Origin of the sequence: Vibrio zhanjiangensis, from assembly GCF_030161235.1 — a bacterium.
Lineage (GTDB): Bacteria > Pseudomonadota > Gammaproteobacteria > Enterobacterales > Vibrionaceae > Vibrio > Vibrio zhanjiangensis.
On sequence record NZ_BSPW01000110.1, the window covers coordinates 1 to 1,232 of the forward strand.

A 1,232-nucleotide genomic window follows, 5' to 3' on the forward strand; every position below is an offset into this window, starting at 1 on the left:
ATATGCTGACTGGGTTGGTGTCAGATAACGACCCATTGGGGATCTTTTTCTCAACCCGAGTGGAGGGAGAGTGGCGTTATGCGTATCGCGGTGAAACGATTAAGCCGATGAGCCCAGCCGATTATGCCGCGCAGGAGAAAACACTGGCAGAATTTATCGTCAGTTGGTCGCAAAAGCGCTTAGCACGAGGGGTGATTGTCAGCTTTATCGAAGGGGGCGTGGATGTGGTGGGCGGTTTAACGGTCACGCCGATTAAAATTGGCATTCGAGCGGGCATTAAGGTGCCAATTTCTTTGATCCGTATTGGGTATGATGTACATAAAATTAAGCAAGGTGTGATGCCGGGTGAAGACAAACCGTACAAGGTGATCAAAGCGCGCATTACCCACAGGTTAGAGCAATTGGGCTTTAAGATGGTGATGATCCCCGTTGGGTCAACGGTGAAAACCGTGTTTGCAGCAGGCGTTTCGGCGGCGGCGCACGCGCACAACGCCATGGTGGAGAAAGAGGAAGACAAAGTTAAGATTGGGTCTTGGGCTAAGGTGCTGGGCACGGAAGCGCTGCTTACCGGTGGCTCAGTCCCAGTGAGCCTTGGCGCAAAAACGGCGGCGAATTTGGTGATGGAACCCTCTCCGAAGTTAACCACCGACGAGCAGCAAGTCGTCGAACAAATTAAACAGGCACTGGCGGGTCAACCAGAGCCTCAAGAGGTGAATGCTTTAGATGAGTCGAACCCAATCTCTAACGCTTACCCCGACATAAACCGAGGTGAAGGAGAGTACAAAGAGGCGGTTGATGCATCGCTTAAGAAAATCGCCGGTACGTCTTTCGGGCGCGACCTGATCGAGTCGATGAACGAGCAGGGGATTGAGATCACAATGCCGAGTGATAATACCAATACATCAGATGGTGGCCACGATCATGAGCTATCGGTGGGTAACTATGCCAATCCTGATAGTGATACGATTTTCTTTGATCCTCAATATAGGCCGAGCGCTGAAGATATCAAATCCCGCCCTTGGCTAGATTGCGATCCTTCTGTCGTTTTGTTTCATGAAATGCTGCACCTTTACTACAGTGACAATCCGATTCAATTTGAGGTGTCAGGACAAACTTATCCATTTAGTGGCAAGGGCGATCCTATTTCAGAGCATATGGTGGCAGGGGCGGACTATGTTAGTGAGCAAGGAGTTGAGTTCCGCTTTTCTGATCCCGAATGGGTTAAACAGCAC

At 50.3% G+C, this 1,232-nt stretch carries 1 protein-coding gene; it reads left to right on the forward strand.

Annotation, left to right across the window (positions count from 1 at the left end; genetic code table 11):
- On the forward strand, positions 1–1,232 hold a 1,232-nt coding region (locus tag QQK21_RS21680; protein WP_284194257.1), incomplete at both ends, for a M91 family zinc metallopeptidase.